Here is a 21,167-nt window from a genome sequence, read left to right as displayed (position 1 = left end):
GAGGTCCGGGCGCGGCTGTAGCGGGGCGGGTGGTGGACAGCACCGAGGGCTGGCCTACCGGCTCGTCTCACCTCATCCGATCGCCCGGGCTTCCACTCACGGAGGTCCGGGCGCGGCCGTACCGGGGCGGGTGGCGGACCCCCGGCGGCGATCGGCCCGCGGACGCGGAGCCATTCATCCTCGCCACGGACCCGGTGCTCGCCGACAGCCCGCCGCGGCCGTGTGGGGACGGGGCGTGGGCGCAACAGGCCCCGCGACGGACTCGGTGCTCGCCGACGCTGCCGCGGCCTTCTGGGGGCAGTAGCGTCGGTGGTACGCGGCCTCGCTAGGGTCGCCAGGTCGCCCAACCGACCCGGTGCTCGCCGACAGCGCGACGCGGCCGTGTGGGGACGGGGAGTGGCCGCAACACGCCTCGCCCCGGACTCGGTGCTCGCCGACGCTGTTGCGGCCTTCTGGGGGCGGCAGCGTCGGTGGTGCGCGGCCTCGCTCGGGCCGCCGGGCGGTCTGTCGGCGGGTGGCCGTGCTGGGAGCGGCAAGCCGGACGGGAAGGGCGTCCAAGGTGGCTGCTTCATGGCCGTCACGCAAGGCCCAGGTGCGGGTGCCGGCCCGGGTGGGGAGAGGATCGGCCTCCGTGTTGTCGGGCTCGCGAGGGCGTCGGCGACGGCCGCGGGGGCCGTCCTGCCGGAGGCCACGGGGCCGTCCGGCGCTCCGGGGTGTACCGGGCGAGAACCGTCAGGCCGGTCTGACGGTTCGGGGGCCCGCGACCTCGGCGCCCGACTCCGTCACCCGTCGCCGCAGTTCGCGGTCCGCGGTGATCACCAGGACCGGTCGGTCGCCCGCCCCCTCGGTCAGCCTCACGATGTGGTCGTCCCCGCTTCCGGGTGCCGTCTCGACCCGTACCCCCGGCACCGACTCGACGCCACGGGCCGCGCCCTCGACCACGAGGACCAGCTCCACCGGCCCGGAACGTCCCGGCACCCCGTCCGCCGCGAGCCGGTCGCGCAGTCGCTCGGCGGCGCCCCGCCGGTCCCGCCACCATCCGTCGGGCACCGATCCGACGACGTTCGCGGCGTCCACGATCACGAGCAGCGGGGCGTTCTCGTCCATACCGGCCAGGGTCCCACGGGCGTCGGTTCAGTCCACCCGCTTCTCGTCGAAGCTCGCGAAGTACGCCGCCACCATGTCCTCGTCGGCATGACCCTGCGCGGCGGCCCGCTCCAGCCGCTCCGCGCTCGCCGCGGCCACGTCCAGCCGTACGCCGTTCCGCTCACCCGCCTCGACGATCAGCCGGGCGTCCTTCGCGGCGGTGGACACCGCGAACTGGGCGGGGGAGAGCCGGTCGTCGAGGACGAGCGCGGACTTGGCGCGCAGATAGCCCATGTCGAGCGGTCCGCCCTCGATGAGGTCGAAGAAGGTGTGCGGGTCGACGCCGAGGGCCTGGGAGAGGGCCAGCACCTCGCCGGTCGCCGCGGTGGCGGCGAGGACCCAGCTGTTGGCCACCAGCTTCAGCCGGGTGGCGGAACCGGCCGCGCCGTCCTCACCGGTCCACACCGTGCGCGTGCCGACCGCGTCGAAGACCGGCGTCACCGCGGCCCGCCCCTCGGCCGGTCCGGCGGCCAGCACGGTCAGCAGACCGGCCTCGGCGGGCTGACGGGTGCCCAGCACCGGTGCGTCGAAGAAGACCAGCCCGTGCTCGCGGGCGAAGCCGGCCAGGGTGCCGATCGCCTCGACGCCCGCGGTCGTCGACTGGACCCAGGCGGCGCCGGGACGCAGACCGGAGGCCGCCTCGCGCATCACGTCGAGGGCGGCGGGACCGTCGTACAGCATGGTCAGGACGACGTCGGCGTCCCGCACGGCCTCGGCGGGGGTGCCGGCGACCTCGACGCCGTCGGCGGCGAGGGGCTCGGCCTTGCCGCGGCTGCGGTTCCAGGCCCGGACGGTGTGTCCGGCGCGGGCGAGGTTGCGGGCCATCGCGGCCCCCATGATCCCGGTGCCCAGAACGCTCACGGTGCGCATGTCGGTCATGACGTCGACTTCCTGTCCTCGTACGGTGCCCGTTGCCGTGCTCCAGCCTGCCGGACCCGTCGGCCGAACCGTGCCTCCGGGGGCAGACGGCGTCGGCGGGACCCCTCCGCTTAGAGTGATCCGGTGAACGGCGACTGGCTCATACGCGGCCGAGACGGCCGGCTCAGTGTGTATCTGCCCGCGGGCGACGCCGTCCTGTGCCGGGCGGAGCGTGCCCCCGGCGGCGCGTGGGACACGGCCCGCCGGGTGGGCGGCGAGCAGAAGCTGCGCCCCGTGCTCGCGGTCGGCCAGGGCGCCGACGGCTACGCCCATCTGGTCGCCTGGCGGCCCCTGGCCGACGGCGAGTCCGCCCTGGTGCACTCCACGCACTTCCGGCCCCGGCTGGCCGCTCTCGACTGGGCCCCGGTCGGGCCGCCCGGCAAGAAGGGCCCCGCCGTCGCCCTGCCCGCCGTCGCGGTCGACGGGCAGGGCCGCGCCCATGTCTTCCTGCGGAACCGGGGCGGCGGCGTGAGCATGGCCGCCCAGAAGGAGAAGGGCGGCTGGAACCCCTGGCGGGACCTCAAGGGGGCCGACGTACAGGAGGAGTTGGCGGCCGTGACGGGGGAGTCCGGACGCGTCGAGGTGTACGCGGCCACCCCCGGCGGCCTCCTGCACTGGCGGCAGGAGGAGCCCGGCGCCCAGCCGGTCCTGGGGGAGACGGTCGAGACGGCGGTTCGTCCGGGCACCCTCCGCGCCCTCGCCACGTCCGCCGAGAGCACCACCCTGTTCTTCACCGACACCTCGGGCGACCTGTGCGCCTGGCGCCCCGGCAGCAAGCCGGTCACGCTCCTCGCGTCGGCGGGTCCCGGCCCGGTCACCGCCGTCCGCTGCGAACTCGACGGTCACGACTGCACGTTGGTCGCCCAGCGCTCCGCGAGCGGCCGGGTGGCCTTCGCCGCGTACCCCACCGAGCAGGAGTCGGCGGGCGCCTGGTGGACCGAGTCGGGTCCCCAGCTCCCCGCGGACGCCGAGGTGTCCCTGGCGGTCGACGAGGACGACCGGGTCGTGGCCGCGACCCTCTCCCCGTCGGACGGGCAGCTGCTGCTCACCCGCCGCAAGGAAGAGCCGGGTCTCGCCCTGGAGGCATGGCGTCAGATCTGATGCCCTGGGGATGGCCGCCGTCGAAGGCCGCCGTCGGTCCCCCGGCGGAGACCCGGCCCGATGTCCGTATCTGATCGCCTGGGTGCGTCTTCATGACAGGACATGACATGTGGCGTTCGGAAAGCTGAGACACGCGAACTCCATAGAGGGTTGTATGGGCGTGTGCGTGACAAGAGGCACTTTAAGAAACTGTGGTTAAGGCGTGAAGGTGTTGTTAGCCTCCCTTCGTTTGTTCGAATTAATCGGGAGACCGACGTAGCACCGGCACCCGGCCGCGAGGTCGGTAAAACGGGGTTGGGAATGTTGTCGTGAGCAGATCCTCCACGGTGGATCTTGTCGTTGTCGGACTCGGTTACGTGGGGCTGCCACTGGCCCGTTCCGCCGCCGGCGCCGGTCTGAAGGTGGTCGGTCTCGATCGCAGTCGACGTGTCGTCGACGGGCTCACCGCCGGGCGGTCGCACGTGGACGACATCACCGACGCCGATGTCCGCACGATGGCCGAGCAGGGCTTCGAGGCGGTCGACAGGGCCGAGGTCATCGCGGACGCCGCCGCGGTCGTGGTCTGCGTGCCGACCCCGCTCACCGACCACGGCGCCCCCGACCTCGGCGCGGTGCACGCCGCCGTGGACGACATCGCCGCCCACCTGCGCCCCGGCACCCTCGTGGTGCTGGAGTCGACGACCTACCCCGGCACCACCGACGAGGTCGTCCGCCCGCGCCTGGAGGCCGGCGGGCTGCGTGTCGGCACCGACTTCCACCTCGCCTTCTCCCCGGAGCGCATCGACCCGGGCAACCCCTCCTTCGGCCTGGAGAACACCCCGAAGGTCGTCGGCGGCATCACCGCGGACTGCACCAAGGCCGCCCGCGCCCTCTACGAGCGCTTCGTGAACCGCGTCGTCGAGGCCAAGGGCACCCGCGAGGCCGAGATGGCCAAGCTCCTGGAGAACACCTACCGGCACGTCAACATCGCGCTCGTCAACGAGATGTCGATGTTCTGCCGTGAGATCGGCGTCGACCTCTGGGACGCGATCCGCTGCGCCTCCACCAAGCCGTTCGGCTTCGCGCCCTTCTACCCGGGTCCGGGCGTCGGCGGCCACTGCATCCCGATCGACCCCAACTACCTGTCGTACAAAGTGCGTTCGCTGGGCATTCCGTTCAGGTTCGTGGAGCTCGCGCAGGAGATCAACCAGCGCATGCCCGTGCACGTGGTCAACCGCGCGGCCGATCTCCTCAACGACCAGGGCAAGGCCGTCCGCGGCTCCCGCGTCCTGCTCCTCGGTGTCACCTACAAGCCCGACATCTCCGACCAGCGGGAGAGCCCGGCCCTCGCCGTCGCGGAGAACCTCCTCGCGCGCGGCGCCGAACTCGTCTACTTCGACCCGCGCGTCGAGGACTGGAAGGTCGGCGGCGAGAGCATCGAGCGGGTGGAGGACTACCTGACCGCGGCCGAGACCGCCGACCTCACCGTCCTGCTCCAGCCGCACCGCGAGATCGACCTCGGTGAACTCGCCGACCGCGCCCGGGCGTTGTTCGACACCCGGGGCAAGTCCGCCGACCATCCGCGGGTGGTCAAGCTGTGACTTCCGAGGACACGTACATAGCCGGGGCGGTCGACTCCGGTGGACATCGTGGGCACCGAAAACGCCGGCACCTGAAGGTCTCGTACATCGTCTTCCTCGGCCTCGCCGTGCTGATCGCCACGCGGCTGGACGCCGGTTCCCTGCACCTGTACTCGATGGGTGCCATGGGTCTGCTGACCCTGAAGATGTTCGGTGCCCTCTTCTACCGGCCGGCCAAGGCCGGCCGGGAGGAGCTGGAGTACCTGGAGAACTCCTGGGTCACCGCGGTCATCCCGATCTACAACGAGGACCCGGTGATGTTCGAGCAGGGCATGCGCAGCCTCCTCGCGCAGAGCCGGCTGCCGAACGAGATCCACATCATCGACGACGCCAGCGCCAACGACTCCGGCATCCGGACGGCGAAGAAGATGCGCCGCGAGTTCGAGGCCAGGGGCGTCAAGTACACGGTCAGCGTGCAGCCCGAGAACAAGGGCAAGCGCGAGGCCCTCGCCCTCGGGTTCCAGGCGGCGCCGTACTCGGACATCTTCCTCTGCGTCGACTCGGACACCGTCCTGTCCCGCGACACCGTCCGCGAACTGCTGATGCCGCTGGCCGACGAGAAGATCATGGCCTCCACCGGCATGGTCCTCGCGCTCAACCACGACAGCAACATCTTCACGCGCCTCCAGGACCTGCGCTACGGCAACTCGTTCCTCTTCGAACGGGCCGCCTACTCGCGTCTGAAGTCGGTGCTGTGCTGCTGCGGCGCGCTCTCCGCCTACCGCGGCACGCTGGTGCGCAAGTACCTCGACGACTTTCTCAACCAACAGTTCCTGGGCAAACCGGCCGTCTTCGGCGACGACCGCCGGATGACCAACTACTGCCTGATCGAGGGGCAGGTGGTCTTCCAGGAGACCGCCGTCGGCTACACGGCCGTCCCCGAGAAGCTGCCGCACTTCCTGCGCCAGCAGGTCCGCTGGAACAAGTCCTTCTTCCGCGAGTCCCTGTGGGCCTTCCGGCACCAGAAGAAGTACCGGCCCGCCTTCTGGCTGACCTGTATGGAACTGGCGCTGTGGCTGGTCTTCGGCTCGGCGATGTTCTACTCGATGGTCATCCTGCCCATCATCAAGCCCGCCCAGTTCGTGAACCACATCGGTGACTACCTGATCTTCATGGTGCTCATGGGGTACCTCCGCAATGTGCGGTACCTCGACTTCCCGCGCCGCGGCATGGGCTTCGTCAAGCGGTTCGGCATGTTCCTGCTCGCGCCGATCTACGGCGTGATCCAGCTGACCCTGCTCACCCCGCTGCGGTTCTACGCCCTCTTCACGCTGCACAAGGGCAGTTGGGGCACCCGGCAGGGCGGCGTCGAGGTGTCCGTGGCCGGCGACCACGAGGCCGATGTGACGGAGATCTTCGAGGAAGAGGACCCGTACTCGGACAAGAAGGTCAGCGAGACGCTCCAGTTGATGCGTCTGGAAGGCGTGGCCCTGCGCACCCGCCCGGCGGGCGCCATCCCCACCCAGCCGCAGCCGCTGCCCGGCTACGACGAGCAGCACGCGCACATTCCCCAGCAGGCCGTGACCTGGGGGACGCCGGCCCCGGCCGGACAGCAGCAGTGGCAGGACGCCCCGTACGACCCGTACCAGCAGGGCTACGACCCCCACCAGCACCAGGGCGGCCAGGTGGACCCGTCCTGGCAGCAGGGCAACGGCCAGGGCCGCGGACCGGGCTGGTAGGCCCCACGCGGACGAGGAGGAGGGGGTGGCCGGTCGCGGCCACCCCCTCCTCCACGCCCGGGGCCTCACGTGTAGGAGGCCATCGCCTCCTCGACCGTCAGCACCGGGATGTCGCGGTCGTCGATCGCCTGCATCAGGGACTTGAGGCCGGCCTTGCCGATCTCCGTGCTGGTCGCCGGAGAGCCCTCGACGACCTTGTGCAGACACAGGATCAGCCAGTCGCCGTTGGCCGCGCAGCGGTCCAGCCGGCCACCCGCGCCGGTCACCTTCGACAGCGCCGTACCGCCGATGCCCGAGCCGTCGTTGATACCGGTCAGCGCCTTGAGCCGGTAGGGCATCGCCGGGGCGAAGGACTCGATCGTCTCGGAGATGATCGACCGGGCCGTGGTGAAGTGGCGGCTCGCGATCAGGTCCACCGGAACGCCGTCCGACGTCTTCTGGAACGCCCCGTGCGGATAGGCGAAGTGCTCGCTGGAGAAGCCGTTGCCGACCAGCCACTCGCGCAGCTTGCGGAAGTCGTCGTCCGCCTGTTCCGCGGTCAGCTTGGGATAGCTGGCGGTGTGGGTGGCGTTGGCGTAGGAGTGCCCGGCCATCTCCCAGCCCGAGTAGTCCTGCATCGAGCGCATCTGATTGACCGTCAGGAAGCTGCCGGTGCCGATCGCGTCGGCGATGTTGTAGACCGTGCCCGAGTAGCCGAACGAGTCCATCACCGGGCGGGCCAGGTCGTGGATCGACTTGTGGGAGTCGTCGAAGGTGATCGAGACGACGCCCTTCGGGAAGACCGTGGCGGTGTCCGGTATCAGCTCGACGGCCTGCAGCCGGTAGGTCACCGCACCGCCCGCGTTGTCGTACACGGCGAACGACATGTCGGTGAAGCCGGTCCTGGTGGACGGGGCGCCGGCCGCGGAGAGCGAGTACGTGCCCGCCGCGCTGGTGACGTCGGCCCACTGGAGGTGGACCGTCACCCACTCCCCGGACTGCACGTAGTTGGCCGACGTCGTCGAATGGGCGTGCAGGGTCCAGGAGAAGTAGTTCGCCAGGGAGCCGCTGCCCAGGTAGAAGACCAGCTTGGACAGGTTGGTGACGTCCTCGACCCGCAGCACGAGCCGGATCATCTTGCCGGTCAGGTTCTGCGCGGTCATTCCGGTCCTGCGGACGTACGACTGCTTGCCGGTGCCGTTGGTGGTGACCCGGACCGACTGGGTCCCGCGCACGAAGGCGGTCGTGTCGTTGGCCTCGGCCGACGCGGTGCCAGCGCCCGCCGCGGTCCAGCCGTGCGAGGCCTGGAACTGCTGGGACCAGGTGGCCCGGCGGTACTTGGGCCGGCGCCCGGACGGCGCGTAGGCCGGGGGCGTGACCAGGCCGCCGATGGCCGCCTCGGCCGCCGCCGCGGCGGGCTGGGCAGCCACGGTGGAGCCCACCCAGGCCCCGCCGCCCGCCAGTGCGACGCCTCCCGAACCGCCCATCAGCAGCGCGGCGCGCCGGCTCAGCGAACGAGAACGGGACTGTTCTGTGCTCAACGCTTCTCCTGAACGGTGTCGAAGTAGTTCATGCCGTGGTCGCTGTACTCCTTGACGGCCGCGTCGACGTCCTTGGCGGACATCACGTCGTTCGCGTTGTAGTACAGCCAGTCGACCTTCATGTCCCAGGCCCGGTCGCCCTTGAAGGGCAGATCCACGAACCAGTGGTTGAAGTTGATCGACATGCCGGCGCGCGGGGCGTACTTGCCGCTGCTGCCGAAGAGCTTCCTGCCGTCCATGCGGTAGGTCACCACGTCGTCCTCGACCGTGATCATCATGGTGTGCCAGCCGGCCAGGCTCTTGTTCGTCGTGGTGTAGACCCGGTCGTTCTCTTCGTGGTCGTACCAGGTGACGGTGTCGAGCTTCGGACCGAGCCGGCCCCAACCGCCGTTCGGCATGTACTCGTTGTCGAGTTCGCTGTACGTCTTCCCGCTGCCGCCGATGGTGTAGAAGGTCTGGTTGACGTGGTCGCCGCCCCCGCCCTTCGCCGGCTCGTCGCTGAAGTGGATCCGGGCGGCGTAGGTGCCCTCGCGGAACTCGCGGCTCGCGGTGCCCAGACTCGCCTGCCCGGTACCCGACTCGGTGCCGTCGGTGGAGGCGCGCAGGTTGAGCACCTGGCCGTCCCCGAGGGCGTCCCGCTCACCGGGGAAGGTCACGCCGTCGGCCGTCCAGGTGTCGTCGATGCCCGGACCGCCCTTGCTGGTGCGGACCAGCCAGCCGTGCTTGAAGAGCGCGGGGTCCTTGGCGCCGACGTAGTGGAAGTTGTCGAACAGCACGCCCTCGGGGGCGGCCGGCAACGGGTCGGGGGCCGCCGACGCCTTGGCCGAGGCCGCGTCCTTCTCGCCGCCGCCGTCCGGCTCGTCGCCCCAGACGAGGACACCCCGCCGGTACGCGGTGACCGCCTTCGACTCCTTGTACGTCGTCTTCTCGGCGTCGAAGGAGCGGTCGTTGGACTGCGTCAGCTTCTTGTGGTCGGCGCGGTACAGCTGGATGTCGATGCCCTCGCTGTTGGCGCCGGGCTTCAGGGTGCCCGCGTCCTCGGTGAAGCGCAGCTCCAGGTAGTGGTCGGCGTTCTCGGCGGACCGGTCGAGCTCGGTGACCTTCCCGGCGATGTTCGAGCAGCCGACGGCGGCCTGGACGCAGTTGTACGCGTACGAGGAGTCCGTGTCCGCGGTGAAGTAGTACCGCAGCGTCACCTCACTGAGCGGCAGCGGCTTCTTCGACTCGTTGAGGACTTCGAGGGAGGGCTCGGCGGCGGCCGCGGTGGCCGGGGTCTCGGTCCGGTACCGGACGACGAGCTCCGGCGGGTCCGGGTTCGCGGCCTTCCAGACGGGATAGAGCGCCGTGGCTCCGGCGGCAACCACACAGACCAGGAGGAGCAACCTGATCTTGGGCCAGACCCGACGTCGGGGTGGGCGGCGGCGGGTGGTCGCCACGGTGGGAACTCCTTCGCACGGTGCCGGTCGGCAGAGGGGTCGAAACCGTCAGCACCATGTAAACAAGTGGTCGGATTATGTGAGGATCCTATCCGTCAAGACCAGCGAAAAGGGGGCGGAGCGCCCGGATCGTTACCGGGCACCCCACCCCCCTCAGGGGTAACGCGTTACGCCGGGACGCTCGCGACGCCCGGAGCCAGGAACGGCTTGCCGTTCACCCGCTCGGAGACACCCTCGCGGTCCAGGTACGGCGTGATGCCGCCCAGGTGGAAGGGCCAGCCGGCGCCCGTGATCAGGCAGAGGTCGATGTCCTGGGCCTCGGCGACGACACCCTCGTCGAGCATCAGCCCGATCTCCTGGGCGACGGCGTCGAGGACGCGGTCGCGGACCTGCTCCTCGGTCAGGACGGTGTCGCCCTGCTTCAGCAGCGCGGCGACCTCCGGGTCCAGCTCCGGCTTGCCGGAGTCGTACACGTAGAACCCGCGCTTGCCCGCCTTGACGACGGCCGCGAGGTTCGGGGAGACCGTGAAACGCTCCGGGAAGGCCCGGTTGAGGGTCTCCGAGACGTGCAGACCGATCGCGGGACCGACCAGCTCCAGGAGCACCAGCGGGGACATCGGCAGACCGAGCGGCTCGACGGCCTTCTCGGCGATCTCGACCGACGTGCCCTCGTCGATGACGTTCTGGATCTCGCCCATGAAGCGGGTGAGGATGCGGTTGACGACGAACGCCGGGGCGTCCTTCACCAGCACCGCCGTCTTCTTCAGCTTCTTGGCGACACCGAACGCCGTGGCCAGCGAGGCGTCGTCGGTCTGCTCGCCGCGCACGATCTCCAGCAGCGGGAGGATCGCGACCGGGTTGAAGAAGTGGAAGCCGACGACCCGCTCGGGGTTCTTCAGCTTCGACGCCATCTCGGTGACCGACAGCGAGGAGGTGTTGGTGGCGAGGATCGCGTGCGCCGGGGCGACCGCCTCGACCTCCGCGAACACCTGCTGCTTGACCCCGATCTCCTCGAACACGGCCTCGATGATGAAGTCCGCGTCGGAGAATCCCTCGGCCTTGTCCAGCACACCGGAGACCAGGGCCTTGAGACGGTTGGCCTTGTCCTGGTTGATGCGGCCCTTGCCGAGCAGCTTCTCGATCTCGGCGTGGACGTAGCCCACACCCTTGTCGACGCGCTCCTGGTCGATGTCGGTCAGCACGACCGGCACCTCAAGGCGGCGCAGGAACAGCAGGGCGAGCTGCGAGGCCATCAGACCGGCGCCGACGACACCGACCTTGGTGACCGGACGCGCGAGCGACTTGTCCGGGGCACCGGCCGGGCGCTTGCCGCGCTTCTGCACCAGGTTGAACGCGTAGATGCCGGACCGGAGTTCGCCACCCATGATCAGGTCGGCGAGGGCCTTGTCCTCGGCGTCGTAGCCCTGCTGGAGGTCGCCGTTCTTGGCGGCGGCGATGATGTCGAGGGCGCGGTAGGCGGCCGGGGCCGCACCGTGCACCTTGGAGTCGGCGACGGACCGGCCGCGCGCGACGGCCTGGTCCCAGGCCTCGCCGCGGTCGATCGCCGGACGCTCGACCGCGACCTCGCCCTTCAGTACCTGGGCGGTCCAGATCAGCGACTGCTCCAGGAAGTCGGCGCCCTCGAAGAGGGCGTCGGCGATACCGAGGTCGAAGACCTGCCGGCCCTTCAGCTGCTTGTTCTGGTTGAGGCTGTTCTCGATGATCACCGAGACGGCCTTGTCGGCGCCGATCAGGTTGGGCAGCAGGGTGCAGCCGCCCCAGCCGGGGACCAGGCCGAGGAAGACCTCGGGGAGCGAGAACGCCGGGAGCGCCTTGGAGACGGTCCGGTACGCGCAGTGCAGACCGACCTCGACGCCGCCGCCCATGGCCGCGCCGTTGTAGTACGCGAAGGTCGGCACGGCGATGCCCGCGAGGCGCTTGAAGACCTCGTGGCCGCCCTTGCCGATGGCGAGCGCGTCCTTGTGCTCCTTGAGCAGCTCGACGCCCTTGAGGTCGGCACCGACGGCGAAGATGAACGGCTTGCCGGTGACACCGACACCGACGATCTCGCCGGCCGAGGCCTCCTTCTCGACCTGGTCGATCGCGACGCCCAGGTTCGCCAGCGAGGCCGGGCCGAAGGTGGTCGGCTTGGTGTGGTCGAGGCCGTTGTCGAGCGTGATGAGCGCGAAACGCCCGGCGCCGTGGGGCAGGTCGAGGTGGCGTACGTGCGCGGACGTCACGACCTCGTCGGGGAACAGCTCGGCCGCACCCTTCAAAAGCTCAGCGGTGGTGCTCACTTGTCCCCCTCGAAGTGCGGGTTCTCCCAGATGACCGTGGCGCCCATGCCGAAGCCGACACACATGGTGGTCAGGCCGTAGCGGACGTTCGGCTGTTCCTCGAACTGGCGGGCCAGCTGCGTCATCAGGCGTACGCCCGACGAGGCGAGCGGGTGGCCGTAGGCGATGGCGCCGCCGTACTGGTTGACGCGGGCGTCGTCGTCGGCGATGCCGTAGTGCTCCAGGAAGGCGAGCACCTGGACCGCGAAGGCCTCGTTGATCTCGAAGAGGTTGATGTCCTCGATCGACAGGCCGGCCTTGGCGAGGGCCTTCTCGGTGGCCGGGATCGGGCCGTAGCCCATGACCTCCGGCTCGACACCGGCGAAGGCGTACGAGACCAGGCGCATCTTCACCGGCAGGTCGTGCTCGCGGGCGAAGTCCTCGGAGGCGATGATCGAGGCGGTCGCACCGTCGTTCAGGCCGGCCGCGTTACCGGCGGTGACCCGGCCGTGCACACGGAACGGCGTCTTCAGACCGGCCAGGTTCTCCAGCGTCGTGCCCGGGCGCATCGGCTCGTCGGCGGTGACCAGGCCCCAGCCCGTCTCACCGGCCTCCGGGCTGGTGCGGCGGACCGAGATCGGCACCAGGTCCTGCTGGATCTTGCCGTTGGCGTACGCCTTGGCGGCCTTCTCCTGCGAGCGCACCGCGTACTCGTCGGCGCGCTGCTTGGTGATCGTGGGGTAGCGGTCGTGCAGGTTCTCGGCGGTCATGCCCATGAACAGGGCGGACTCGTCGACCAGCTTCTCGCTGACGAACCGCGGGTTCGGGTCCACGCCCTCGCCCATGGGGTGACGGCCCATGTGCTCGACACCACCGGCGATGACGGCGTCGTAGGCACCGAAGGCGACCGAACCGGCCGCGGTCGTCACCGCGGTCAGCGCACCGGCGCACATGCGGTCGATCGAGTAGCCGGGCACCGACTGGGGGAGACCGGCGAGGATGCCCGCGGTGCGGCCGAGGGTCAGACCCTGGTCGCCGATCTGCGTGGTCGCGGCGATGGCGACCTCGTCGATCTTCTTCGGGTCGAGACCGGGGTTGCGGCGCAGCAGCTCCCGGATCGCCTTCACGACGAGGTCGTCGGCCCGGGTCTCGTGGTAGATGCCCTTCGGGCCCGCCTTGCCGAACGGGGTACGGACGCCGTCTACGAAGACGACGTCCCTGACGGTACGAGGCACGATGGCTCTCCTCCAGGGTGCGGGACGGCTCTACTGCTGCGATGCGCTGAGCGCGCGCTCAGGGCCCATGCTACTTGTGGGTAACCAGACTGCCCAGTCCCCCCGGCCCAAGCGGTGAACGTCACACCCTCGGAGGAGCCGTCGAACCCCTCGGCGTCAGGACCGGAGTGGGCACCGGGTGCGATCCCGGGCCCTCTCCCGTGATCAGCCCGAACAGGGTCAGGGCCGCCTCCGCCCCGAATCCGTGCACGTCATGGCTCATCGCGGAGAGCGGCGGATGGGTGATCCGGCACAGCTGGGAGTCGTCCCAGGCGAGCAGCGAGACGTCCTCCGGCACCCTCAGCCCCATCTCCGCCGCCACCGAGAGGCCCGCCACCGCCATGATGTCGTTGTCGTACACGATGGCCGTCGGCCGGTCCGGGGCCGCCGCCGTCAGCAGGGACCGTGTCGCCCGGGCCCCCGCCTCCCCGGAGTAGTCCGTGGCCACCTGCCAGGCCCCGGCCAGGGCCAGGGAGCGGGCCGCCTCGTCGAAGGCGGCGGTCCGCATGGAGGTGTGGCCGAGGGCCGCCGCACCCCCCACCCGGGCGATCCGCCGGTGCCCGAGCGCCGCGAGATAGCGCACCGCCTCCGTCACGGCGGTGGCGTCCTCGGTCCACACGGACGTGAGGCCACCGGTCAGCGAGGGATGCCCGACCGCGACCGCCGGCATCCCGAGCCGCTCGACCGCCGCCACCCGGGGGTCGTCCGCGCGGAAGTCCACCAGGATCGACCCGCCGATCTGCCGCCCCCGCCACCACGACTCCTGCAGCCCGACCTCCTCCTCCACACTCCGTACGAGCCTCAGCAGCAGCGAGCAGGAGTGCTCGGTCAGGACGCTCTCCACCCCCGAGACGAACTCCATGTAGAAGGGTTCGAGCCCGAGCAGCCGGGCGGGCCGGCAGATCGCCAGCCCCACCACGTCCACCCGCGAACCGGCCAGCGTCCGCGCGGTCGGGCTCGGCGCCCAGCCGAGCTCCCGCGCCGCCCGGAAGATCCGGTCCCGGGTCGCCTCCGCCAGCCCCGGCTTGTGGTTGAAGGCGAGGGACACGGCCCCCTTGGACACGCCGGCGAGCGCGGCGACGTCCTTGATGGTGACGCGGGAGGTGGTCATCGGCCGGGCTCCATGCAGTACAGGGCGGACCGGGCGGCCACCGCGTCCGGAGTCTTCCAGCCCGTCACCCCGATGGTCACCCGCTCCCCGGGAAGCAGTGTGACCAGCCCCCGGTCGGCCCGCGCCGCCGGATCCAGCCGGTCCGCCTGGAGCAGCAGATCCCGCACGAGGGTGTGGGCCCGCACCTCGATCCCGCCCGGCACCAGCGTCACCTCGAACTCCGGTCGCGGATAGGGCACTTCGCGATCGGCCGAGGGAAAGTACAGCGCCCGCAACCCGTCCGCGTCCGCGACCAGGAACTCCTTGGGCCCGACCGGCTCCAGCTCCCCGGGCACCCCGACGTCGGCCACGGACCGCCGCCCGGCGCCGAACTCCACCCGGGACGACCCGATCACGTCACCCTCGACGGACATCCGGCGCAGGACCAGCACGCCCGACCACTCCCGCGCCGACTGGTTCACCACGGCCGACACCAGCCCCGCGTCCCGTACCTGGAGGGTGAGCAGCCGGTCCGCGTACACCCGCCGCAGCTCGTGGTAGAGCGGCTTCTCCCGCCCGTCCCCGTCGACCGCCGCCCACGAGGTCACCGGCCAGCAGTCGTTGAGCTGCCACACCACCGTGCCCGCGCACACCGGCCAGTGCGACCGCCAGTGCTCGATCCCGGCGGCCACCGCCCGCGCCTGGTTGACCTGCGTGAGGTAGTGCCAGCGGTCGAAGTCCCCTTCGGGGAAGGCGAAATGACGCTCCATCCCGCGCCGCAGCTTGCCGTTGCCGTCGTCGGCCTTCTGGTGGTGCAGCATCCCGGGGGAGTCGCAGGCGAGCTCCTCGCCCGGCAGGGCCCGCCGCAGCGTGGCGTACGCGGGCGGCGCCTGCCAGCCGAACTCGGCGACGAAACGCGGCACGTTCGCGCGGTACTCCGCGTAGTCCTCCCGGTTCCACACGTCCCACGAGTGGTGCGTGCCGTGCGCCGGATCGTTCGGGTGGTGCTCCCACGACCCGGACCACGGACTGCCCGCCGTGTACGGCCGGGTCGGGTCCAACTCGGCCACCACCCGCGGCAGTACGCCCAGGTAGTACCCCTCGCCCCAGGAGTCCCCGGCCAGCCGCCGCTCCCAGTTCCAGTCCCGGAACCCCCACAGGTTCTCGTTGTTGCCGTTCCACAGCACCAGCGAGGGATGCGGCATCAGCCGGACGACGTTCTCCCGCGCCTCCGCCTCCACCTCGCCCCGCAGTGGCTGCTCCTCCGGGTAGGCCGCGCACGCGAAGGGGAAGTCCTGCCAGACCAGCAGCCCGAACTCGTCGCAGGCGTCGTAGAAGTCCTCGCTCTCGTAGATCCCGCCGCCCCACACCCGCACCAGGTCCACGCCGGCACCGGCCGCCTGCCGCAGCCGCTCCCGGTACCGCTCGCGGCCGATCCGGGACGGGAACACGTCGTCCGGGATCCAGTTCACGCCCCGCGCGAAGAGCCGCTCCCCGTTGACGACGAGGGTGAACCCGGTGCCGTGGGCGTCGGGTCGGCGGTCCAGCTCGACGCTCCGGAAGCCGATCCGCCGCCGCCACCCGTCCAACGGGCGGTCCTCGTGCAGCAGCGTCAACTCGACGTCGTACAGGGGCTGTTCGCCGTACCCGCGCGGCCACCACAATCGTGCGTCCGGCACGTCGAGCCGCAGGACCCCCCGCGTCCCGTCGATCACGGCCCGCCCCCGCACCCCGCCGACCGTGGCCTCCACCGTGAGTTCGGCCTCGACCCGGGACCTCTCGACGTCCAGGTGCAGCGCGACCCGCCCCACGCCGCCTTCGACGGTCACCACCGGGCGCACCCGGGCGATCCGGGCCGTGGACCACCGCTCCAGCCGCACCGGCCGCCAGATCCCGGCCGTCACCAGGGTCGGCCCCCAGTCCCAGCCGAAGGAGCAGGCCATCTTGCGCAGGTACTGGTAGGGCTCGGCGTAGGCGGCGGGCCGCTCGCCCACCTTGCCGCGCACGGCCTCCGCCTCGGCGTACGCGGAGCGGAACCGCACGGACAGCAGCCCGCTCATCCCGGTGACGTCGAAACGGTAGGACCGGTGCATGTTCCTGGTGCGGCCGAGGAGTCGACCGTCGAGCAGGATCTCGGCCGCGGTGTCGAGACCGTCGAAGACGAGGTCGGTCTGCTCATGCCCGTCGACCGCCCCGAGCTCCCTCTCGTACGTCCACTCCCGCCGCCCCACCCACGCGACCTCCCTCTCGCCCAGCCCGAGAAAGGGATCCGCGATCACCCCCGCCGCCAGCAGATCGGTGTGCACGCAGCCCGGCACCGAGGCCGGCAGGGCGTCCCCCTCGTGCTTCAGGGTCCAGCTCTCGGTGAGCGGTGTGGCCTCCAGCATCCGCACTCCCTAAACCGTTTCAGGCCCGCAGGCGGTCATGTCTTCACAGCCTTGGCGAAATAGGGACTTTACCGGTTCAGAAAGCGCTGTCAGAGTGCCGAATCAGCCATCCCACTCGTGCTCGTCCGTCCCATGAACGGAGTTGACGCACATGAACCGCCGTACCGCCACCGCCACCGTCGTCGCCACCGGAGCACTGCTGCTCTCGGCCGCCTGCACCGGCACCGGAGGCGCCTCGAAGGGAGCCGACGCCAATGCTCCTGACGATCCGTCAAAGGTCACCGGAACCATCAAGGTCCTGACCCAGCGCACCGATCTCGTCACCGACGGCACGATGAAGAAGTACGCCGCCGCGTTCAACAAGACGTACCCGAAGGTCAAGGTCGAGTTCGAGGCCCTCACGAACTACGAGACCGAAGTCAAGATCCGGATGAACACGGAGAACTACGGCGACGTCCTGATGATCCCCGCGGTCATCAAGAAGGCCGACTACCCGCGGTTCTTCGCCTCGCTGGGCACCGAGACGGAACGCGCCAGGAAGTACCTGTTCACCGACTACACCACCGCCGACGGCAAGGTGTACGGCCAGAGCCCGATCGGTGTGATCCCCGGCTTCCTCTACAACAAGAAGGTCTGGCGGGAGGCCGGCGTCACCGACTGGCCCACCACCCCGGCCGAGTTCATCACCGACCTCAAGGCGATCAAGTCCAGGACGGAAGCGGTCCCGTACTACACCAACTTCGCCGCCCAGTGGCCGCTGTCGCAGTGGACGTCCGTCAACGGCTCGGTCAACTGCGACCCGCAGGCCTCCACGAAGCTGGCCGAGGGCGACCCGTGGGCCGACGGCGCGGACCTGCGCGTCGGGGACACCCTCCTGTACGACGCCGTCCACGAGGGCCTGATCGAGAAGGACCCGACGACCACCAACTGGGAGGAGTCCAAGCCCCGGTTGGCCAAGGGGGAGCTGGCCACCCAGTGGCTCGGCACCTGGGCGATCATCCAGTTCCAGGACGCCGCCAGGCAGGCCGGGGTGAACCCCGACGACATCGGGTTCATGCCCTTCCCGACCCAGGTGGACGGCACGTTCTGCGCGGTCGTCGCCCCCGACTACAACCAAGCCGTCAACGTCCACTCCAAGAACAAGCCCGCCGCCCGCGCCTGGATCGACTGGTTCACCGAGAAGTCCGGCTACGACAAGGACAACCTGGCCATCTCGCCGCTCAAGGACGCGCCCCTGCCCGAGGTGCTGAAGCCGTACGAGGAGCAGGGCGTGAAGCTCATCGAGCTGGACGACAGCGCCGGAGCCACGGTCAAGGAGATCGACAACCAGTCCGAGGTCGGCATCTACGCCCCCGAGTACCGCCAGAACCTCGTCGACCTCGCCCGTGGGGCAAAGAAGGGCAGCCTGGACGACTTCTTCGCCGACCTCGGCAAGCGCTGGACCGAGACGCAGCGGACGCTGGGGTCCTGATGGCGGACACCACCGAGAAGGCGGCCCCGCGGGTCGCCACGGGGGCGGCCACCCCGGCCGCCCCCACCCCGGCCCGGGCGCCGCGCGGAACCCGCCTGTGGCGCGGCGTCACCCCCTGGCTCTTCCTGCTCGCACCCCTCGCCCTGCTGGTCACCTTCACCTACGCGCCGATCGCCAACATGCTCGCGTACAGCTTCACCGACTGGGACGGCGTCAGCCCCGAACTGCACTACACGGGCATCGAGAACTACACGGAGATCTTCACCAGGGAGGACCTCTTCCGGGTCTTCTTCGTCAGCGGCTACTACCTCGCCGCCTCCGCCCTGCAGATCGTCGCCGCGCTCTACTTCGCGACGATCCTCAGCTTCGACGTCCGCTTCCGGAACTTCTTCAAGGGCGTGCTGTTCTTCCCGTACCTGATCAACGGGGTCGCGATCGGCTTCGTCTTCCTGTACTTCTTCCAGGACGGCGGCACCCTCGACTCGGTACTGGCCCTGGTCGGCCACCACACCGACCACGCCTGGCTCGGCACCCCGGTCTCCGCGAACACCTCGCTGGCCGGCGTCTCGATCTGGCGCTACCTGGGCCTGAACTTCGTGCTCTTCCTCGGCGCGATCCAGTCCATCCCGGGGGAGCTCTACGAGGCGGCCGAACTGGACGGCGCGAACCGCTGGCACCAGTTCCGCCACATCATCGCGCCCGGCATCAAGCCGGTCCTCACCCTCACGGTGATCCTGTCCATCTCCGGCTCGCTGTCGGCCTTCGAGATCCCGTACATCATGACCGGCGGCGCGACCGGCACCGAGACCTTCGTCATCCAGACCCTCAACCTGGCCTTCCGCTTCAACAAGACCGGCCTCGCCTCGGCCGCCGCGGTCGTCCTGCTGCTGATCATCCTCCTGGTGACCTGGCTGCAGCGCCGCCTCGTCCCCGACGACAAGGTGGACCTCGTATGACGCGCCGCACGGTGGCCCGCACGCTCGTGTACCTCTCGCTGATCGGCGCGAGCGCCCTCGTCCTGCTCCCGCTGGGCGTGGTCCTGCTGACCTCCCTCAAGTCCTCGAAGGAGATGGCGAACGGCAGCGGCGCGCTCTCGCCGCCCGACAGCCTCTTCAACGTCGACAACTACGTGACGGCCTTTCAGGACGGCCGGATGCTCACGGCGTTCGTCAACACGACGATCATCCTGGTCGTGGCCATCGGGGGCACGGTCCTCATCGGCTCGATGACCGCGTACGCCATCGACCGCTTCACCTTCCGCTTCAAGAAGCTGGTGGTCGCGCTGTTCCTGATCGCCGCCCTGGTCCCCGGAGTGACCACCCAGGTGGCGACCTTCCAGATCGTCAACAGCTTCGGCATGTTCGACAGCCTGTGGGCACCGATCGCGCTCTACATGGGCACGGACATCGTCTCGATCTACATCTTCCTGCAGTTCGTACGGTCCATCCCGATCTCCCTCGACGAGGCCGCCCGACTGGAGGGCGCCAACGCCTTCACGATCTACCGGAAGATCATCTTCCCACTGCTCAAGCCTGCGATCGCGACGGTCGTCATCGTGAAGGGGATCACCGTCTACAACGACTTCTACATCCCCTTCCTCTACATGCCCTCCGAAGATCTTGGCGTGATATCGACGTCCCTGTTCCGCTTCCGAGGCCCCTACGGCGCCCACTGGGAGGTCATCTCGGCGGGAGCGGTCCTCGTGATCCTGCCGACGCTGGTGGTGTTCCTCAGCCTGCAGAGGTTCATCTACAACGGCTTCATGCGCGGGGCGACCCGGTGAGGCCGCCCCGCGGGGCGGCCGGGGCGGCTAGGCGGACAACGCCGCCACCAGCACCGGAGTCACCTGCTCGACCTGCCAGGGCCGCGCCCCGAGCCCCGTCAGCGCGGAGCCCACGGACTCGGCGCTGACCTCGCCCGGCGGCTCCCAGCACACCCGGCGAACGGTGTCCGGCGTGATCAGGTTCTCCTGCGGCATGTTGAGCGACTCGGCCAACGCGGACACCGCGGCCCGGGCCGCCGACAGCCGTGCCGCGGCCTCCGGATCCTTGTCCGCCCAGGCCCGCGGCGGCGGCGGTCCCGTCACGGCCTGCCCCGGCTGGGGCAGTTGCGCGTCGGTGAGCGCCTTCGCCCGGTCCACCGCCGCCTGCCACTGCTCCAGCTGCCGGCGCCCCATCCGGTGCCCGAACCCGTTCAGCGCGGAGAGCGCCTGCACGGTGGCCGGAAGGGCGAGCGCCGCCTCCACGATGGCCGCGTCCCCGAGCACCTTGCCCGGCGACACGTCCCGGCGCTGCGCGATCCGGTCCCGGGTCTGCCACAGCTCCCGTACGACGGCCAGCTGCCGCCGCCGGCGCACCTTGTGCATGCCGGACGTCCGCCGCCACGGGTCCTTGCGGGGCTCCGGCGGCGGCGCCGAGGCGATCGCGTCGAACTCCTGGCGGGCCCACTCCAGCTTGCCCTGCCGGTCGAGCTCCTTCTCCAGGGCGTCCCGCAGGTCGACGAGCAGTTCCACGTCCAGGGCGGCGTAGCGCAGCCAGGGCTCGGGCAGCGGGCGGGTGGACCAGTCGACGGCCGAGTGGCCCTTCTCCAGGACGAAGCCCAGGACGCTCTCGACCATCGCGCCGAGGCCGACCCGGGGGAACCCGGCGATCCGGCCGGCCAACTCGGTGTCGAACAGCCGGGTGGGGACCATGCCTATTTCGCGGAGACAGGGCAGGTCCTGGGTGGCCGCGTGCAGCACCCACTCGACGCCGGACAGGGCCTCGCCGAGACCGGAGAGGTCGGGGCAGGCCACCGGGTCGATCAGCGCGCTCCCGGCACCCTCGCGGCGCAGTTGTACCAGGTAGGCGCGCTGGCCGTAGCGGTAGCCCGACGCCCGCTCGGCGTCCACGGCGACGGGGCCGGAGCCGGCGGCGAAGGCGGCGATCACCTCGGCGAGGGACTCCGCGTCGGTGATCACCGGCGGAATGCCCTCGCGGGGTTCGAGCAGGGGAATCGGCTCGGGGCCCGTGTCCGGGCCGGTATCAGGCGTCGGCGCCCCCGTAACAGAAGATCCGCCGTCGTCCGGAGGGGCGCCTCCGGTGGTTCGCAGTGTGCTGTCTGCTGCGGTGTCTTGGGCGTCGGTCACATGTCAAGGGTATCTGTGTATGGACAGCGCCCGCCGACGGAACGTTCCGTCGACGGGCGCCTGAGGGTCGTAAACCAGTCAGCTCGGTGAAAGATCCGGTTCACGACGGGTGGGATACGTGGC

15 protein-coding genes are annotated in these 21,167 nt (G+C 70.3%); 6 read left to right on the top strand and 9 right to left on the bottom strand.

The features are described 5' to 3' along the window. Positions 1-732: 732 nt before the first annotated feature. Positions 733-1,107 (bottom strand): PIN domain-containing protein, encoded by a 375-nt coding sequence (locus tag ACZ5VD_RS17625; protein ID WP_468548229.1) that lies wholly within the window; start codon positions 1,105-1,107, stop codon positions 733-735. Positions 1,108-1,134: 27 nt separating this feature from the next. Continuing rightward, on the bottom strand, positions 1,135-2,025 hold the full coding sequence (locus ACZ5VD_RS17620) for an NAD(P)-dependent oxidoreductase (RefSeq protein ID WP_468548228.1): 891 nt from the start codon (positions 2,023-2,025) through the stop codon (positions 1,135-1,137). A 123-nt stretch (positions 2,026-2,148) separates the two neighbouring features. Here ACZ5VD_RS17620 and ACZ5VD_RS17615 point away from each other — a divergent pair, with 123 nt between their 5' ends. From ACZ5VD_RS17615 to ACZ5VD_RS17605, 3 genes are all read left to right on the top strand, one after another. Continuing rightward, a complete protein-coding gene (locus ACZ5VD_RS17615; protein ID WP_468682638.1) occupies positions 2,149-3,165 on the top strand; it encodes a PLL family lectin in 1,017 nt (338 codons plus the stop codon). 308 nt (positions 3,166-3,473) lie between these two features. Beyond that, positions 3,474-4,745 (top strand): nucleotide sugar dehydrogenase, encoded by a 1,272-nt coding sequence (locus ACZ5VD_RS17610; RefSeq protein WP_468548226.1) that lies wholly within the window; start codon positions 3,474-3,476, stop codon positions 4,743-4,745. After that, on the top strand, positions 4,742-6,463 hold the full coding sequence (locus tag ACZ5VD_RS17605) for a glycosyltransferase (protein ID WP_468548225.1): 1,722 nt from the start codon (positions 4,742-4,744) through the stop codon (positions 6,461-6,463). The genes ACZ5VD_RS17610 and ACZ5VD_RS17605 overlap by 4 nt, the downstream gene beginning before the upstream one ends. A gap of 65 nt (positions 6,464-6,528) precedes the next feature. Here ACZ5VD_RS17605 and ACZ5VD_RS17600 read toward each other — a convergent pair whose 3' ends face one another. From ACZ5VD_RS17600 to ACZ5VD_RS17575, 6 genes are all read right to left on the bottom strand, one after another. Continuing rightward, positions 6,529-7,983, bottom strand: coding sequence for a polysaccharide deacetylase family protein (locus ACZ5VD_RS17600; protein WP_468682637.1), 1,455 nt, complete (start codon positions 7,981-7,983; stop codon positions 6,529-6,531). Continuing rightward, positions 7,980-9,419, bottom strand: a complete 1,440-nt coding sequence (locus ACZ5VD_RS17595; RefSeq protein ID WP_468682636.1) for a cellulose binding domain-containing protein — start codon at positions 9,417-9,419, stop codon at positions 7,980-7,982. Before ACZ5VD_RS17595 ends, ACZ5VD_RS17600 begins: the two co-directional genes overlap by 4 nt. A gap of 167 nt (positions 9,420-9,586) precedes the next feature. Further along, the gene (locus tag ACZ5VD_RS17590; protein ID WP_468682635.1) at positions 9,587-11,716 is read right to left on the bottom strand and encodes a 3-hydroxyacyl-CoA dehydrogenase NAD-binding domain-containing protein; all 2,130 of its coding nucleotides are present in this window, start codon (positions 11,714-11,716) and stop codon (positions 9,587-9,589) included. After that, positions 11,713-12,930, bottom strand: coding sequence for a thiolase family protein (locus ACZ5VD_RS17585; protein WP_468548221.1), 1,218 nt, complete (start codon positions 12,928-12,930; stop codon positions 11,713-11,715). The genes ACZ5VD_RS17590 and ACZ5VD_RS17585 overlap by 4 nt, the downstream gene beginning before the upstream one ends. Positions 12,931-13,051: 121 nt before the next feature. Next, positions 13,052-14,080, bottom strand: coding sequence for a LacI family DNA-binding transcriptional regulator (locus ACZ5VD_RS17580; RefSeq protein WP_468548220.1), 1,029 nt, complete (start codon positions 14,078-14,080; stop codon positions 13,052-13,054). After that, the gene (locus ACZ5VD_RS17575; protein ID WP_468548219.1) at positions 14,077-16,446 is read right to left on the bottom strand and encodes a glycoside hydrolase family 2 protein; all 2,370 of its coding nucleotides are present in this window, start codon (positions 16,444-16,446) and stop codon (positions 14,077-14,079) included. Before ACZ5VD_RS17575 ends, ACZ5VD_RS17580 begins: the two co-directional genes overlap by 4 nt. 151 nt (positions 16,447-16,597) lie before the next feature. Between ACZ5VD_RS17575 and ACZ5VD_RS17570 the strand changes: the two genes are divergently transcribed. From ACZ5VD_RS17570 to ACZ5VD_RS17560, 3 genes are read left to right on the top strand one after another with little or no spacing between them, the layout of a single operon-like run. Continuing rightward, positions 16,598-17,917, top strand: coding sequence for an ABC transporter substrate-binding protein (locus tag ACZ5VD_RS17570; RefSeq protein WP_468682634.1), 1,320 nt, complete (start codon positions 16,598-16,600; stop codon positions 17,915-17,917). Next, positions 17,917-18,873: a carbohydrate ABC transporter permease gene (locus ACZ5VD_RS17565; protein WP_468548217.1), complete on the top strand. Its 957-nt coding sequence runs from the start codon at positions 17,917-17,919 to the stop codon at positions 18,871-18,873. Before ACZ5VD_RS17570 ends, ACZ5VD_RS17565 begins: the two co-directional genes overlap by 1 nt. Beyond that, the gene (locus ACZ5VD_RS17560; RefSeq protein WP_468548216.1) at positions 18,870-19,700 is read left to right on the top strand and encodes a carbohydrate ABC transporter permease; all 831 of its coding nucleotides are present in this window, start codon (positions 18,870-18,872) and stop codon (positions 19,698-19,700) included. The genes ACZ5VD_RS17565 and ACZ5VD_RS17560 overlap by 4 nt, the downstream gene beginning before the upstream one ends. Positions 19,701-19,727: 27 nt before the next feature. Here the strand turns inward: ACZ5VD_RS17560 and ACZ5VD_RS17555 are convergent, their stop codons facing one another. Further along, complete coding sequence (locus ACZ5VD_RS17555) at positions 19,728-21,044, bottom strand: HRDC domain-containing protein (RefSeq protein ID WP_468548215.1); 1,317 nt, start codon at positions 21,042-21,044, stop codon at positions 19,728-19,730. Positions 21,045-21,167: the final 123 nt, after the last annotated feature.

This window comes from Streptomyces sp. NPDC032822 (genome assembly GCF_055578825.1).
The sequence above is the reverse complement of the archived record's forward strand: the minus strand, read 5'-3'. Positions and strand labels throughout refer to the sequence as shown.

Excerpts from the sequence above, each read along its gene's own strand:
- ACZ5VD_RS17570 (WP_468682634.1), top strand. The coding sequence starts at position 16,598 with ATGAACCGCCGTACCGCCACCGCCACCGTCGTCGCCACCGGAGCACTG.
- ACZ5VD_RS17565 (WP_468548217.1), top strand. The coding sequence starts at position 17,917 with ATGGCGGACACCACCGAGAAGGCGGCCCCGCGGGTCGCCACGGGGGCG.
- ACZ5VD_RS17625 (WP_468548229.1), bottom strand. The coding sequence starts at position 1,107 with ATGGACGAGAACGCCCCGCTGCTCGTGATCGTGGACGCCGCGAACGTC.
- ACZ5VD_RS17575 (WP_468548219.1), bottom strand. The coding sequence starts at position 16,446 with ATGCTGGAGGCCACACCGCTCACCGAGAGCTGGACCCTGAAGCACGAG.
- ACZ5VD_RS17620 (WP_468548228.1), bottom strand. The coding sequence starts at position 2,025 with ATGACCGACATGCGCACCGTGAGCGTTCTGGGCACCGGGATCATGGGG.
- ACZ5VD_RS17580 (WP_468548220.1), bottom strand. The coding sequence starts at position 14,080 with ATGACCACCTCCCGCGTCACCATCAAGGACGTCGCCGCGCTCGCCGGC.
- ACZ5VD_RS17560 (WP_468548216.1), top strand. The coding sequence starts at position 18,870 with ATGACGCGCCGCACGGTGGCCCGCACGCTCGTGTACCTCTCGCTGATC.